At 63.2% G+C, this 13,191-nt stretch carries 13 protein-coding genes; 5 read left to right on the top strand and 8 right to left on the bottom strand.

Annotation, left to right across the window (positions count from 1 at the left end):
- Positions 1-2: 2 nt before the first annotated feature.
- Positions 3-1,919 (top strand): bifunctional diguanylate cyclase/phosphodiesterase, encoded by a 1,917-nt coding sequence (locus NOM55_RS00070; protein ID WP_255906815.1) that lies wholly within the window; start codon positions 3-5, stop codon positions 1,917-1,919.
- A gap of 65 nt (positions 1,920-1,984) precedes the next feature.
- Here the strand turns inward: NOM55_RS00070 and NOM55_RS00065 are convergent, their stop codons facing one another.
- Complete coding sequence (locus NOM55_RS00065) at positions 1,985-3,439, bottom strand: aminoacyl-histidine dipeptidase (RefSeq protein WP_255906814.1); 1,455 nt, start codon at positions 3,437-3,439, stop codon at positions 1,985-1,987.
- A 418-nt stretch (positions 3,440-3,857) separates the two neighbouring features.
- On the opposite strand from NOM55_RS00065, the gene pyk reads away from it, so the two are divergent.
- The 3 genes from pyk (at position 3,858) to NOM55_RS00050 (ending at position 6,438) form a co-directional block, all read left to right on the top strand.
- Positions 3,858-5,282: a pyruvate kinase gene (pyk, locus tag NOM55_RS00060; protein WP_255906812.1), complete on the top strand. Its 1,425-nt coding sequence runs from the start codon at positions 3,858-3,860 to the stop codon at positions 5,280-5,282.
- Positions 5,283-5,690: 408 nt separating this feature from the next.
- The gene (locus NOM55_RS00055; protein WP_047966519.1) at positions 5,691-6,272 is read left to right on the top strand and encodes a LexA family transcriptional regulator; all 582 of its coding nucleotides are present in this window, start codon (positions 5,691-5,693) and stop codon (positions 6,270-6,272) included.
- 16 nt (positions 6,273-6,288) lie between these two features.
- Positions 6,289-6,438, top strand: coding sequence for a hypothetical protein (locus NOM55_RS00050; RefSeq protein ID WP_170152080.1), 150 nt, complete (start codon positions 6,289-6,291; stop codon positions 6,436-6,438).
- 112 nt (positions 6,439-6,550) lie between these two features.
- Here NOM55_RS00050 and NOM55_RS00045 read toward each other — a convergent pair whose 3' ends face one another.
- Positions 6,551-7,804, bottom strand: coding sequence for an Hsp70 family protein (locus tag NOM55_RS00045; RefSeq protein WP_255906810.1), 1,254 nt, complete (start codon positions 7,802-7,804; stop codon positions 6,551-6,553).
- A gap of 192 nt (positions 7,805-7,996) precedes the next feature.
- Entirely contained in the window at positions 7,997-8,911 is a 915-nt protein-coding gene (locus NOM55_RS00040) for a LysR family transcriptional regulator (protein ID WP_255906809.1), read from the bottom strand.
- Between the two features lie 138 nt (positions 8,912-9,049).
- Here NOM55_RS00040 and NOM55_RS00035 point away from each other — a divergent pair, with 138 nt between their 5' ends.
- Entirely contained in the window at positions 9,050-9,658 is a 609-nt protein-coding gene (locus NOM55_RS00035) for an FMN-dependent NADH-azoreductase (protein ID WP_047966522.1), read from the top strand.
- 149 nt (positions 9,659-9,807) lie between these two features.
- On the opposite strand, the gene NOM55_RS00030 is transcribed toward NOM55_RS00035, so the two are convergent.
- The 5 genes from NOM55_RS00030 to NOM55_RS00005 all read right to left on the bottom strand — a co-directional run bounded on the left by NOM55_RS00030 (position 9,808) and on the right by NOM55_RS00005 (position 12,840).
- The gene (locus NOM55_RS00030; RefSeq protein ID WP_370687848.1) at positions 9,808-10,221 is read right to left on the bottom strand and encodes a YchJ family protein; all 414 of its coding nucleotides are present in this window, start codon (positions 10,219-10,221) and stop codon (positions 9,808-9,810) included.
- Positions 10,222-10,225: 4 nt separating this feature from the next.
- The gene (locus tag NOM55_RS00020; RefSeq protein ID WP_255906808.1) at positions 10,226-10,657 is read right to left on the bottom strand and encodes a hypothetical protein; all 432 of its coding nucleotides are present in this window, start codon (positions 10,655-10,657) and stop codon (positions 10,226-10,228) included.
- Between the two features lie 46 nt (positions 10,658-10,703).
- On the bottom strand, positions 10,704-11,636 hold the full coding sequence (gene cysK / locus NOM55_RS00015) for a cysteine synthase A (protein ID WP_255906807.1): 933 nt from the start codon (positions 11,634-11,636) through the stop codon (positions 10,704-10,706).
- A gap of 162 nt (positions 11,637-11,798) precedes the next feature.
- Positions 11,799-12,332 carry a macro domain-containing protein gene (locus NOM55_RS00010; RefSeq protein ID WP_255907562.1) on the bottom strand — a complete coding sequence of 178 codons (534 nt, stop codon included), beginning with the start codon at positions 12,330-12,332 and terminating at the stop codon, positions 11,799-11,801.
- Between the two features lie 67 nt (positions 12,333-12,399).
- Positions 12,400-12,840: a ProQ/FINO family protein gene (locus tag NOM55_RS00005; RefSeq protein WP_370687847.1), complete on the bottom strand. Its 441-nt coding sequence runs from the start codon at positions 12,838-12,840 to the stop codon at positions 12,400-12,402.
- Positions 12,841-13,191 lie beyond the last annotated feature (351 nt).

The raw sequence follows: 13,191 nt of genomic DNA, 5'->3' as shown, positions 1-13,191 counted from the left end.
TCATGGGCAAAGTCAGGTTCCTCTTCTTCGCCGCCGTCATGTGCACCTTCCTCGCGGTGACCGCTTGGTCGACGTGGAACTATGAGCGCACCTTCCGCACCGTCACCACCAATACCCAGACCTCGGCCTGGGCACTGGCACAGCTGGAAATCGACGTCTACCGGCTGCAGGAAACGCTGAAGCTGTACCAGACCGGCCACGCCGACAGCAAGCAGCTCAGCCTCAGCTACGACATCGCCTGGAACCGCATGGACGTGTTCCTGACCGGCGAGGCCACCAGGGCGATCCGCCAGCGCTTTGCCGCCGAGGAGCTGGTACGCCGCATTCTCGACGTGCTGCAACGCCACGAGCGCGCCATTGCCGTGCCCTCCCCGAGCGACCCGACGCTGGCGCAGATGAGCCGGGAGCTGGACGCGCTGACTCCGCGGCTGCGCGACATCATGGTGCAGAATTTCACCGGCCCCAATGCGCTGCAGGAAACCCACCTGCTGGACGAAGCCAAGATCCGCAACTTTGCCGCCATCGGCATCCTGCTGCTGTTCAGTCTCATCATGCTGGCGCTGCTGTTCCGCGAGTCGAAAAAACAGCACTTCCTGGCCTGGAACGACGTGCTGACGCAGCTGCCCAACCGCGCCGCGTTCATGCACCAGCTGGCGCAGCTGACTGCGGCGCCGGAGGCGCAGGTGGTGCTGTGTCTGGTCGACCTCAGCCGCTTCAAGGAGGTCAACGACAGCTTCGGCCACGCCGCCGGCGACCAGCTGCTGGCGCAGATCGCCGAGCTGCTGCAGCAGCACCGGAACGAGGAGGTCTACCTGGCGCGCATCGGCAGTGACGAATTTGCGCTGGTGATGTTCGGCAACATGTCTGGCTACAGCTGGTTCGCCTACTCCCGCAAGATCTACAACCAGCTCGAACGGCTGCTGCACAGCGAAGACCCGGCCCACCGCGTGAAACTGAACATGGGCATCAGCCAGTACCCGCAGCACGCCAGCTCGGTGGAAGAGATGGTGCTGTTTGCCGACCTGGCACTGCTGAGCGCCAAGCAGGACAAGCAGTTGCACTACCAGGTATTCAACCGCTTCATGCTCGACCAGTACCAGCGCAAGCGGCTGTTGGCCGGCCACCTGCAGGAGCTGCTGGCCGAGCCGCAGAATACCGAGCTGTACCTGTGCTACCAGCCGATCATCAACATCAGCCAGCCGCAACAGCTGGGGGTGGAGCTGCTGATCCGCTGGAACCACCCCAAGCTGAATTTCATCAACCCACCGGACATCATCCAGATCGCCGAGGAAAACGGGCTGGGCGAAAAGCTGGGCGAGTGGCTGTTCCGCCGCATGCGCCATGATGTCACCCGCTTCCCAGCCGACACCCTGCGTCACATTCACTTCTCGATCAACCTCAGCAGCTCGATCTTCAACCCGAACCTGGTCAACCGCGTCAGCGACTGGCTGCAGGGCGGCCCGCTGCCCGCCAGCCAGCTGATCCTGGAACTGACGGAAAACATCGCGCTGGAAGACGTGCAGCTCAGCCGCAAGATCTTTACCCAGCTGAAGGAAAAGCAGATCCGCATCGCGCTGGACGATTTCGGCACCGGCTGGTCGTCGTTTTCCTACCTGAAGGATCTCAATTTCGACAAGCTCAAGATCGACAAGTCGTTCATCAAGCATCTGGACCGGGACAAGCGCCTGCCGCTATTCGTGCAGGCGATTACCGACCTGTCGCACCAGCTGGGCATTTCCGTGGTCGCCGAAGGCGTGGAGACCGAAAGCGAGCTGCGCAAGATCCTCGAAATCGGCGCCAACGAGATCCAGGGCTACTATTACTCGCGGCCGCTCAGCGCCGACGCCTTCCTCGATTACGCCCGGCACTACCTCGCCAGCAACGTGCGCGAAACCCGGACCAGGACCGACCTCGCCTGACGTGCGGTCTCGGTCATGAAAAAACCCGCCGGTTGGCGGGTTTTTTCATGATGCACGATCCAGGCTCAGGCGCGGGCCGGCACCGCGGCCAGCACCGCCTGCAGCAACTGCCACGCCTTGCCGACCGAGGCCACCTCCACCCGCTCACCCGGCGCATGCGCGCCACGGATATTGGGGCCGAACGACACCATGTCCATCTGCGGGTACTTGGCGCCGATGATGCCGCACTCCAGCCCGGCATGGATCACCTGCACCCCGGAATCGGCGCCGAACTGCTGGCGATACACCTGCTGGAACAGCGCCAGCAGCGGCGAGGCCGGATTCGGTGCCCAGCCCGGGTAGCCGCCCTCGGTTTCCACCTCGAAACCGGCCAGCTGGAACAGGCCGACGATCTCGCTGGCCAGATTCTGGAAGCCGCTGTCCAGCAGCGAGCGCACCATCAGGTTGGTGAATACCTTGCCGTCGGCAATGCTGATCACCCCCAGGTTATTGGACGTTTCCACCACGCCGCTGACGCGCTGGCTCATGCGCTTCACCCCGTGCGGTGCCGCATGCAGCGCGCGGAAGATCGCCTGCTGGTCGGTCGGTGCCAGCACCTCGCTGGCGCTGGCAAGGTTGGCCGCAATGCTCACCCCTTCATCGACACCGGCCAGTTCAAAGCGCATCAGCGCCTGGAACGCATCCAGCCGCGCCGCCAGCTTGTCGCCGTCGGCGGCCGGATAGGCCACCACGGCAAAGGCCTCGCGTGCCAGCGCATTGCGCGCGGTGCCGCCATTGAACGACGCCACGCGCAGGTCGGTGACCGTTTCCAGCTCGCGCAGCAGGCGGATCAGCACCTTGTTGGCATTGCCGCGGCCAAGGTGGATATCGGCACCGGAGTGACCGCCGACCAGCCCGGCCACCGTCAGCTGGCGTACCTCGAAGCCCGCCGGCAACGGCTGCGACTGATAGCTGCGCCGCGCGTTGACATCGATGCCGCCGGCACAGCCCATGTAGAACTCGCCCCACTCCTCGGTATCGATATTGATCAGCATCCGGCCCTGCAACAGCCCCGGTTCCAACCCCAGCGCGCCGCCCATGCCGGCCTCTTCGTCCAGCGTCATCAGCACTTCCACCGGGCCGTGCGCGATGTCGTCGCTGGTCAGTACCGCCAGCCCCAGCGCCACGCCGATGCCGTTGTCGGCCCCCAGCGTGGTATTTTCCGCGATCAGCCAGCCATCCTTCAGCAACGGACGGATCGGGTCATTGAAGAAGTCGTGCACGGTGCCGGTATTGGCCTGGCACACCATGTCGAGGTGGCCCTGCAGCACCACGCCGACACGGTCTTCCATACCCGGCGTCGCCGCCTTGCGCACGATCAGGTTGCCGGCCTGGTCGACCACCGTCTCCAGACCGCGCAACTCCGCCCAGCCTTTCAGATAGTCGCGCAGCGCCGCTTCATGTTTGGAAGGACGAGGAATGTCACACAGGGTCTGAAAGTGTTCCCACACGATGGTAGGTTCGAGGGCTGCAATATTCACCACAACAAGGCGCTCCTTTATTCCGCCGGCGGAGACATTTCATGCCAATAATTCCGCCAAAATAATCACAGGGTGACTCGTGATCACCCTTTTTGTAGACAATCAACTTTACCACGCCCCCGGCAGGGCGTCTTGAATGCAAGCATTTCGCGTTAGCGGCGACAGCAGCCAATCCGCCGTCAAAACGCGAGTGATTGATTACAATCACGAATCTGCTTGGCACAAAAACAACGCCTCACACCGGTATCGCCACAGCTTATGCCCGAGCGCTGCCACGCGGAATGCCGTCGCAGGTGCCGGCGGGATGACGGCTTGCGGCCAACCTTGTCGCAGCGTAATTTTATTACCGCTGTAGCCACTTAATTACAACGCCATTCCGTACCATAATTACAGACACTCAATAACGGAGAGCAACACCATGACCCGCCGCACCAAGATTGTCGCCACCCTCGGCCCCGCCTCCAGCGATCCGGCAACCCTGGAACGCCTGCTGCAGGCCGGCGTCAACGTCGTCCGCCTCAACTTCTCGCACGGCAGCGCCCAGGACCACATCGACCGTGCCGCACTGGTGCGCAGCACCGCGGAACGACTGGGCGTGCCGGTGGCGATCATGGTCGACCTGCAGGGCCCGAAAATCCGCGTCGGCAAGTTCGCCAACGGCAAGACCACGCTCACCAACGGCCAGCCCTTCATCCTCGACGCCGACTGCGAGCTGGGCGACGACCAGCGCGTCGGCCTCGACTACAAGGAGCTGCCCAACGACGTCGCCAGCGGCGTGGTGCTGCTGCTCGACGATGGCCGCATCGTGCTGACCGTGGAAAAGGTGCTCGGCAACCAGATCCACACCCGCGTCAAGGTCGGCGGCGTGCTGTCCAACAACAAGGGCATCAACCGCCAGGGCGGCGGCCTGACCGCACCGGCGCTGACCGGCAAGGACATCGACGACATCAAGACCGCGGCACAGCTGGAAGCCGACTACGTGGCGGTGTCGTTCCCGAAAAGTAGCGCCGACCTATACATGGCGCGCACGCTGGTGCACGCAGCCGGCAGCCAGGCACGCATCATCGCCAAGATCGAGCGCTGCGAGGCGATCGCCAACCTCGACGACCTGATCGATTCCGCCGACGGCATCATGGTGGCGCGCGGCGACCTGGCGGTGGAAGTCGGCGACGCCGCGGTGCCGGCGCTGCAGAAACGCATGATCCGCCTCGCACGCGAGCGCAACAAGCTGACCATCACCGCCACCCAGATGATGGAATCGATGATCAGCAGCCCGGTGCCGACCCGCGCCGAGGTCTCCGACGTCGCCAACGCGGTGCTGGACGGCACCGACGCGGTGATGCTGTCGGCGGAAACCGCCGCCGGCCAGTATCCGGTGGAGACGGTGGAGTCGATGTCGCGCGTCTGCCTGGAGGCAGAAACCTCGTCCGACTACCAGCTGGAGCGCGCCTTCCTCAACCGCGAATTCAGCCGCGTCGACCAGTCCATCGCCATGGCAGCGCTGTTCACCGCCAACCACCTGCCGGTGCGCGCGCTGGTGGCGCTGACGCAGACCGGCTCCACCGCACTGTGGATGAGCCGCGTCAATTGCGGCGTGCCGATCTACGCGCTGACGCCGGAGGTGGGCACCTATCGCCGCCTGGCGCTGTACCGCGACGTGTTCCCGATGCTGCTGCCCACCGCCGCCGACTCGAAAAAGCTGCTCGCCGCCGCCGAGCGCAAGCTGATCGACCAGGGCCGCGTCGAACTGGGCGACATCCTGGTGGTCACCGTCGGCGACAGCGTCGGCCTGATGGGCAGCACCAACACCCTGAAAATCATCAAGGCCGGTGAAGGCCGCTAAGAACCTGTTCAAAGTCTCGCGAGCTAGAGCGAGACAAGGCGAAAATGCCTGAGGAAGCGGAGTTGACATGGGGTCAATGAGCATCCGAAGGCATTTTCAACGCGGTATCGCCGAAGCGCAGCAGGCATTGAACAGGTTCTAAGCCGTCATGGGCCGGCGCGACACCGGCCCGTTTCACCCCTACGGCTTGCGGCCAACGTTAGCCGCAAGCCGCCGCCGGGCCGGTCTGCCGCGGCAAGCGCCACGGCATCCCCGGCCTCACCCCCGCAGCCAGCTGGCCGACCACCCCGCCAAGCCATTGATCTGAAAACGATCACGCCAAAAAACCACAATCCCGCAACCCGCGCCACAATTAAGCTTGCCTTCATTTTTGAATTCGTACACAATCAAAAATAAGGAGGAAGCAACATGTCATCGCAAGGAGGAAAGCGCGAAGGCGCCGGTCGCAAATCCCGCTTCGGCGGTGACAAGACCGTCGCCATGCGCGTACCGGAACCGCTGAAACCGGTACTGGAAAACTGGCTGGACGAATACCGCAGCCTACGCAGCATCAACCACAGCAGCATCGGCGACATCGCCCTGCTCGGCGAGGCACTGAAAAACCTGTCGCTGCCGCTGTTTGCCAGCCGCGTGCCGGCCGGCTCGCCGGTCGCCGCCGACGACCTGAAAGAGGCCGACATCGACCTCAACCAGCACCTGGTGCGCAAGCCGGCGTCGACCTTTCTCGTCACCGTCAAGGGCGACTCGATGATCAATGCCGGCATCCACGATGGCGACATGCTGGTGGTCGACCGCTCGCTGGAGCCGCGCAACGGCAAGGTGGTGGTGGCGGTGATCAATGACGAACTGACGGTGAAACGGCTGGAGCGCTCCGCCGGACGGGTGCGCCTGCTACCGGAAAACCCGGCCTTCAAGCCGATCGAAGTACCCGAGGATGCCAGTTTCTTTATCTGGGGCGTCGTGACCAACGTCATTCACGCCGTGGACTGACCGCAAGGAGCAAGCCATGAACAGCTACAACGACCCGATCAAGATGATGTTCCGTGACTGGAAACGCCTGCCGCGCGCCTTCCGTGCCGTGGTCGCCGGCCAGCCGCAGGTGCTGCTGACCCGCATCGGCCACAGCTATTTCGTGCCGGTGGAATTCGTCGGCTGAGACCCCTCTGCCGGCGCGTCCGGCCTAGCAGACAATGCGGCCAACCTTGCCCCAAGGTTGGCCGCAATTCCCTTCGCCAGCGCCCGCCACACCGGCGCCAGCCAAGCCCCGCTCAGCCGAAGCGGCGCATCGCGTCCAGCGCCAGGCCGCTGCCGATGCTGCCATAACGGTCGCCCTCGACCTTGGCCGCCTGCGGCAGCAGTGCCGCCACCCGCTCGCGCAGCAAGGGCACTGCACTGGCACCGCCGGTAAAGAACACGGTATCGATCTGCGCGGCGGTGATGCCGGCGTCCTGCAGCAGGCGGTCGATGGTCTGCGTCACGCTGTCGATCTGGCGCTCGATCGCCTCGTCGAACTGGCTGCGCGTCAGCTGGTGCGTGAGGCCGGCGGCAATCTCGTCCAGCGCCAGCTGGTGCGTCTCGCTGTCGGACAGCGCGATCTTCGCCGCCTCCACCTGGATCGCCAGCCAGTGCCCGGCGCGCTTGTTGATCACCGAAAACAGCCGGTCCAGCTTGTCGCGCTCCAGCGCGTCGACGTACACCCCCTGCAGGTCGGCCAGTGTCTTGCGGGTGTAGGCAAAGTTGATGGTGTGCCAGGTGGCGAGATTGAAGTAGTAGCCGGACGGCACCTCGGCATTGTTCTTCAGCCGCGTGCGGTAGCCCAGCAGTGGCATCACGCTGTGCAGGCTCAGCTGCTTGTCGAAGTCGGTACCGCCGATGTGCACGCCGCCGTTGGCGAGGATGTCGTCACGGCGATCGAGCAGGTGGCGGCGCTGCGGCGACAGCCGCACCAAGGAAAAGTCGGAAGTACCGCCACCGATATCGACGATCAGCACCAGCTCTTCGCGCTCGATGCGGCTTTCGTAGTCGAAGGCCGCCGCAATCGGCTCGAACTGGAAGGCGACCTCCTGAAAGCCGGCACGGCGCGCGACATCGGCCAGCGTGTCCTGCGCCAGCTGGTCGGCGACCGGATCGTCATCGATGAAAAACACCGGCCGGCCGAACACGGCGCGGCTGAACGCCTGCCCCGCCTGCTGTTCGGCGCGCTGCTTGAGGGTGCCGATGAACGAGGACAGCAAGTCGATGAAACGCAGCGCACGACCGTTGACCTCGGTCTGGCCGTTCATCAGGCCGGTGCCGAGCAGGCTCTTCAGCGAGCGCATCAGCCGCCCCTCGTAACCGTCCAGGTATTCGCCGATCGCGGCCCGGCCAAAGGCGGTGCTCTCTTCCTCGGCATTGAAGAACACCACCGATGGCAGGGTCGCCTTGTCGTCTTCCAGCATCAGCAACTGGCTCTGCCCGGCGCGGAAACAGGCGACCGTGGAGTTGGAGGTGCCAAAATCGACACCGCATGCCGGAATAACCATCGTGCAACCCGTTCATTCAATAAGGAGGGGGCAGGATTGTAGCAGAAGCGTCGCCCGCGCCCGAGACAAATACGGCGCCGCGGCGCGCGCCGAATGTGTCGTTGCGGCCAACCTTGACGCCTTTTTACCCCACTGCCGGCAGCAAGCGGTGGCGAACCGCGTCATACGGCGCGCAGCAGGCCGCAACAGCCGTCATTCGAAGCGCGCATGCCATTGCGGCGTACGCGCCACCAAGAAGTCGACAAACACCCGCACCGCCGGCACCAGATGGCGGCGGCCGGTAAAAGCCAGGTGCAGGATGCCGCCCGGCATGGAGAAATTCGGCAACAGCCGTCGCAGCCGGCCATCGGCCAGCGCCTGCTGGCAGACCAGCACCGGCAACGCCGCCACGCCGCAGCCATCGATCGCCGCCTGTGCCAGCACCACCAGGTTGTCGGTCATCAGCCGTGGCGACGCCAGTTGCACGGTGTACAGCTGGCCGACCTCGTCATGCATCGTCCACTCACCGCGACCGTCAGGCCGCGACATCACCAGCGCCGGCCATGACGCCAGATCGGACGGGCGCTGCGGCAGGCCACGCTCGGCCAGCAGCGCCGGGCTGGCCACCAGAAACGAGGACGACTGCCCCAGCGGACGCGCCACGATGCTGGCACTGTCTTCCAGCCGCAAGCGCACCCGCAGCGCGACATCGATGCCGTCATTGATCAGGTCGACACGGCGCCCGGTCACCTCCAGCAGGATGCGCACCTCCGGATACTGCGCCATGAACTCCGGCAGCAAGGGGGCCAGCAGCGACTGTGCCAGCAGATCCGGGCAGCTCACCCGCACCAGGCCGCGCGGCACGTCGGTGGCGCGCGCGATCGCCTCCTGCGCCGCCTCCGCCTCGGCCAGCATCGCCTGACAGTGACGGAAGTAGGCCTGCCCCACCTCGGTCAGTGCCAGCCGCCGCGTCGTCCGCTGCAGCAACTGCACCCCCAGCCGAGCCTCCAGCTCGGCAACCCGACGCGACAACCGCGACTTGGGCACCCCGATCTGCCGCGCCGCCGCCATGAAACCACCGTGCTCAACAACCTTGGCAAAGAAATACAGGTCGTTCAGGTCATGCATCGTGCGCGCTCCGCTGGCATTGGTATCAATTTCAGGACAATCATTCCCGGTTTCGCAGTCTAGTCCGATATTGTCGCAAAAACTATCATACGTTCCATTGCTACAGCCAACCGGCACTTACCCGAAACGGAGCTCACCATGAAAATCCTGCACCTTGATTCCAGCGTCCTCAACGACAACTCGGTTACCCGCCAGCTGACCCGCGCGCTGGTTGACAGCCTGCAAGCACAACACGGCAGCACCGGCGTGATCTACCACGACCTGGCCAGCAACGAGATCCCACACCTGTCGGGCGAGATCCTCGGCGCCGCCTTTACCGCGGAGAGCGACTGGAGTGAGCTGCAGCGCACCGAGCGCGCCCGCAGCGAACAGCTGATCGGCGAATTCCTCGGCAGCGAGATCCTGGTCATCGGCGCACCGATGTACAACTTCTCCATCCCGTCGCAACTGAAAGCCTGGATCGACCGCGTTGCGGTCGCCGGCCGCACCTTCAAGTACACCGAGACCGGCCCGGTGGGCCTGGCTGGCGGCAAGACCGTCTACGTGGTCTCCGCTCGCGGCGGAGTCTACAGCAACGAACAAGGCCAGGCCATGGACTTCCAGGAAGACTACCTGAAGACCGTACTCGGCTTCCTCGGCATCAGCGACGTGCGTTTCATCCGCGCCGAAGCCGTCTCCATGGGCGACGACGCCCGCAGCAATGCCCTGAACGCAGCCAAAGAAGCCATCGCTCAAGCTACGCGCTAAGCGCCCAAGCCATCCCTTGGCTGCAAAAGCAAAAAGGCAAGCCGGACCGGCTTGCCTTTTTACATGCTTGCAACACAAACCTCTCGCCACTCACCACGCCAGCAAGCGCAGCGGCAAGCCCCGACAAGCGGACTCCTGGAGTATTTCGCCTAGCTGGCGGCGGTATCACCCACATCGCCATCAAGATAACGCCACAAACCTTGCTCGCGCACAAAGCGGCTACGCTCCTGCATCCGCCCGGCACGGCCGTTGACCTTGTAGCGGGCAACAAAGGTGACCACGCCGGTCTGGTCCTGCTCGCCACCGGCCTCCGTCGACAGGATGGTCAGCCCCAGCCACTTGACCGCGGCATCCAGCAATGACTCGTCCGGCAAGCTTTCTGCCGCCCAGCTCTGACGCAGATAACCTTCGTCACCCAGCACAAAGGCGCTATAGCGCGAACGCATCAAGGCCTCGGCGTTCGGCACCGGCTGCCCACCATGATACTGGCCACAACAGGCGGCATAGAGCTGGCCACTCCCACACGGACACACTGCGGCACTGCCTGCTGTTTTGCGTTTCATCTTGTCACTGCCCCAGTGCCGGCATGCTGTACAGCTTGAGCATGAAGCTGGTGAAGGCCGGCTGTGCAGGCTTGCTGGCAAGGCGCGGCCAACGTTCCAGCCACATCTGCAAGCGCTGTTGCATCAGCTGCTGCGCCCTGGCACCGTCAATCTGCCCGGCGTCGCGACGCACCGCAATCTGGCGATAGAGCGCAAACACGTCATCATCGACCGCATTGCGGCCAACCAGCTGCACGCGCAGCGCCCCCAGCTGATCGGCAACCGCCACCCGGCTCAGTTCGCCCTTGGCCACCCGCGCCGACAGCGCCTGCGCTTCCTCATACAGCCGCTGCGATGGCGACACGACGGCCGGCCGCACCGCGACACCGCCACTGGTGCCCGGCAAAGGCGGCAGCACCGCGCACGCCGACAGCGCGCCCAAAATAAAAACGACCATGAATATCTGTTTCATGGTCGTTATTGTAACGCTGCGCTCACTCACTTCAAGCAAGGTGCTCAAATAATGGTGTCGACAGGTAACGTTCGCCAAAGGACGGGATCACCACCACGATCAGCTTGCCGGCATTTTCCGGGCGCTTGGCCAGCTGCAAGGCGGCCCACACGGCGGCGCCGGAAGAAATCCCCACCAGCACACCTTCCTTGGTCGCCACGGCGCGCGCCGTCTCGAAGGCATCATCATTCTTGACCCGGATCACTTCATCGTAGATCGCGGTATTCAGGATTGCCGGCACAAAACCGGCGCCAATGCCCTGGATCGGATGCGGTCCCTTGACACCACCGGACAATACCGGCGACGCGTCCGGCTCGACCGCCACAATCTGCACTCCGGGCTTGCGCGCCTTGAGCACCTCGCCCACCCCGGTAATGGTACCGCCGGTACCGACACCGGCCACGAAGATATCGATCTGGCCATCAGTATCGCGCCAGACCTCTTCGGCGGTAGTCTGACGGTGGATCTCAGGGTTGGCCGGATTCTCGAACTGCTGCGGCAGGAAGTAGGTTTCAGGGTTGGCCGCAACCAGTTCCTTGGCCTTGGCGATGGCACCGCCCATGCCTTCCGGGCCTGGGGTCAGAATCAGTTCCGCACCATAGGCGCGCAGCAATTGACGACGCTCGCGGCTCATCGTCTCCGGCATGGTGATCACCAGCTTGTAACCACGCGCCGCACACACCATGGCCAGCCCGATACCGGTATTACCCGATGTTGGCTCGACAATAACCGTCTCCGGCCCGATCTTGCCGGCCTGCTCCGCCGCATCGATCATTGACACGGCGATACGGTCCTTGACGCTGTGCCCTGGATTGAAGAACTCCAGCTTGGCAACCACCGTCGCCCCTACGCCCTCGGTTACCCGATTGAGGCGCACCAGCGGAGTATTGCCGATCAGCTCCGTTACAGAATTCGCGATGTGCATTTTATTCCTCCAGTCCATATTCTATGGCGATAGATATTGCCATTTATTCTAATCAGCGCCACTGCTGATGGCTAATACCAATTCTTGCTAAGCATTGATCCGATCGCATGGATTCCCGGCTGGCATGCACGACAGGTTGCCAGTCCTCTCAGCCAGTCGGTATCAGCTGATGCCGACCAGCACCTTCTGCCAAGCACGATGGACTTCCTCATCAAAGGCGACAAAGACAATCTTGCGCAGCGCCGGCGGCGGTGCTGCCAGATAGGTTTCCACCACATGCCAGGCAATGTTTGCCGCAGCCAGCGGCGGAAAGTGATTGGCGCCACAGCTGATGGCGGCGAAGGCAATCGAGGCCACCTGCTTCTCTGCCGCCAGTTGCAGGCTCTTGTGATAGCACGAGGCCAGCAATTGCGCTTCGTTGTCTTCGCCACCTTTCCACCGCGGCCCGACCGCGTGGAAAATCCAGCGCGCAGGCAAGGCAAAGCCCGGCGTGACACAGATCTCACCTGCGGCACAACCCTTCAGCTGCAAGCAGGCCGACAGCAGCTCACCGCCGGCTGCTCGGTGCACCGCCGCGTCCACTCCACCGCTGCCACGCAGCGAAACGTTGGCCGCATTCACGATTGCCGAGACATCCAGCTGCGTGATATCGCCGCGCCAGACCTCAACCCGCACGCCGTTACGAACGGTCAGCATCGCCACACCTCAAACATGCACCACACAAGAAAAACCCCTCGCGAGAGGGGCTGGCAACATCCGGTCGTTACGCTTCAGAAGCATCGGAAGCCACTGGGTCAGCGACAGGCTGCGGCACCTCGGCGGCGACTACAGCGGGTTTCTCCGCTTTCGGCAGACACATTTTCTCGGCGGCCGCTTTTTCCTCGGCCGAGACCACACCCACCGGTTTCAACGCGAGATCGAAGCGTTTGCCACCACGCGCCAGTGACTTCACGTAGCGCTGCTTGCGGCAATGGTTGGCCAGCATGCGCGAAACCAGTTGCGGATCAAACTGCGGCAGTTCTGCAATCAAGGCCTCATGAATCCCCAGCGCCAAGGGACGGAATAGTTTGAACACGTCGTACTTGGCATAAACATGTGCCGCAATCATTTCTGTCTGGCTTTTCTTGCTAAGACTCTGGACAGCAGATTTAAGCGCCGCACCAAGCGCGGTTTCATTGTTGGACTTCATCTGAGGATTCTTCATGGTTAATCTCATGGGACAACACGGAGAGGCGACAAGTAGTGAACGACCCACTCTGACACGACCCGAAAAAAGACGCCTATCTTAATGCAGAGCCGGTCTTGTTGCTACGACAACCGTCATCGACTCGTACTATAGGACACAAGCCATCGCTTGGCGCGCGCATGCCATGCCTTTGCCAAGTAGCCAAGGTTGGCCACAGTGTAGCGAGGGGCAGAGTAAGCTCGCACGCAAAGCACAAAGCCCAGCTTGATGTCTCAAGCTGGGCTTTGTTTAAGGGGCGTCTGGCGGTGTCCTACTTTCACACAGGTATCTGCACTATCATCGGCGCTAAGGCGTTTCACGGTCCTGTTC

It is taken from the genome of Vogesella sp. AC12 (genome assembly GCF_024437575.1).
Taxonomy (GTDB): Bacteria; Pseudomonadota; Gammaproteobacteria; order Burkholderiales; family Chromobacteriaceae; genus Vogesella; species Vogesella indigofera.
Note: the sequence above shows the minus strand (reverse complement) of the source record. Positions and strands in the feature narration are given on the sequence as shown.

Excerpts from the sequence above, each read along its gene's own strand:
- NOM55_RS00010 (WP_255907562.1), bottom strand. The coding sequence starts at position 12,332 with ATGCTGACCGTTCGTAACGGCGTGCGGGTTGAGGTCTGGCGCGGCGAT.
- NOM55_RS00020 (WP_255906808.1), bottom strand. The coding sequence starts at position 10,657 with ATGGTCGTTTTTATTTTGGGCGCGCTGTCGGCGTGCGCGGTGCTGCCG.
- pyk (WP_255906812.1), top strand. The coding sequence starts at position 3,858 with ATGACCCGCCGCACCAAGATTGTCGCCACCCTCGGCCCCGCCTCCAGC.
- NOM55_RS00035 (WP_047966522.1), top strand. The coding sequence starts at position 9,050 with ATGAAAATCCTGCACCTTGATTCCAGCGTCCTCAACGACAACTCGGTT.
- NOM55_RS00045 (WP_255906810.1), bottom strand. The coding sequence starts at position 7,804 with ATGGTTATTCCGGCATGCGGTGTCGATTTTGGCACCTCCAACTCCACG.
- cysK (WP_255906807.1), bottom strand. The coding sequence starts at position 11,636 with ATGCACATCGCGAATTCTGTAACGGAGCTGATCGGCAATACTCCGCTG.
- NOM55_RS00050 (WP_170152080.1), top strand. The coding sequence starts at position 6,289 with ATGAACAGCTACAACGACCCGATCAAGATGATGTTCCGTGACTGGAAA.
- NOM55_RS00040 (WP_255906809.1), bottom strand. The coding sequence starts at position 8,911 with ATGCATGACCTGAACGACCTGTATTTCTTTGCCAAGGTTGTTGAGCAC.
- NOM55_RS00030 (WP_370687848.1), bottom strand. The coding sequence starts at position 10,221 with ATGAAACGCAAAACAGCAGGCAGTGCCGCAGTGTGTCCGTGTGGGAGT.
- NOM55_RS00005 (WP_370687847.1), bottom strand. The coding sequence starts at position 12,840 with ATGAAGAATCCTCAGATGAAGTCCAACAATGAAACCGCGCTTGGTGCG.
- NOM55_RS00055 (WP_047966519.1), top strand. The coding sequence starts at position 5,691 with ATGTCATCGCAAGGAGGAAAGCGCGAAGGCGCCGGTCGCAAATCCCGC.
- NOM55_RS00070 (WP_255906815.1), top strand. The coding sequence starts at position 3 with ATGGGCAAAGTCAGGTTCCTCTTCTTCGCCGCCGTCATGTGCACCTTC.